Source organism: Mycobacterium sp. E3247 (genome assembly GCF_001667785.1).
Taxonomy (GTDB): domain Bacteria; phylum Actinomycetota; class Actinomycetes; order Mycobacteriales; family Mycobacteriaceae; genus Mycobacterium.
On sequence record NZ_LZJG01000068.1, the window covers coordinates 1 to 1,136 of the forward strand.

Here is a 1,136-nt window from a genome sequence, read left to right on the forward strand (position 1 = left end):
GCCGTTGTCCCCCGCACCATCCGCCGGCTCGCGTTGCCGATCCTGCTGTTCTGGGTGGGGCTGGCCGCCGTCACCAACATCGCGGTGCCGCAGTTGGAAGAGGTTGGGAAGACACACAATGTGGCCCTGAACTCGCCCGACGCCCCGTCGCTCAAGGCAATCAAGCGGATCGGTGAGAAGTTCGGAGAGTTCGACACCGACAGCTCGGCCATGGTCGTACTGGAAGGCGACAAGCCACTCGGCGCGGACGCGCACAAGTTCTACGACGAGATGGTTCGCAGGCTTGAGCAGGACAAGAAGCACGTCGAGCACGTTCAGGACTACTGGGGCGACACCCTCACCGCGGCAGGGTCGCAGAGCAGCGACGGCAAGGCCGCTTACGTTCAGGTGAATCTCGCCGGTAATCAGGGTTCCGCGCTGGCCAACGAGGGCGTCGGCGCCATCCGCGACATCGTCGAGCGTATGAAGCCACCGCCCGGCGTCAAGGCCTATGTGACCGGCGCGGCGCCACTGATCTCCGATCAGTTCGACGTCGGCAGCAAGGGGACCGCGAAGGTCACCACGATCACCGTCGGCGTGATCGCGCTGATGCTGTTCTTCGTCTACCGCTCCGTGCTCACCACCCTGCTGGTCCTAGCCACGGTCCTGATCGAGATGTCGGCCGCGCGCGGCCTCGTCGCGTTTCTCGGAAATGCCGGCGTCATCGGGTTGTCGACGTATGCGACGAACCTGTTGACGCTCTTGGTGATCGCCGCCGGTACCGACTACGCGATATTTTTCGTGGGCCGCTACCAGGAAGCGCGCGGAACCGGCGAGGACCGCGAAAGAGCTTTCTACACCATGTATCACGGCACGACGCACATCGTCTTGGGCTCCGGGCTCACCGTGGCCGGCGCGGTCGCCTGCCTGAGCTTCACCCGGCTGCCGTACTTCCAGAGCCTGGGCATACCCGCCGCGTTGGGCATCCTCGTCGCGCTTTTCGCCGCGCTCACCCTGGGGCCCGCGATCCTCACCTTGGGCGCCAAGGTGGGCATCTTCGACCCCAAGCGGGCGATCCGAACCCGCGGCTGGCGGCGGATCGGCACCGCCATCGTCCGCTGGCCGGGCGCGGTACTCGCGGCGGCCTGCGCGCTGGC

General features: G+C 66.3%; 1 protein-coding gene. It reads left to right on the forward strand.

Going from position 1 to position 1,136, the window contains the following annotated elements; genetic code table 11:
* Window positions 1–1,136, forward strand: a 1,136-nt coding sequence (locus A9X04_RS03670; RefSeq protein ID WP_156764205.1) for an MMPL family transporter, incomplete at both ends; no start/stop codon positions are given.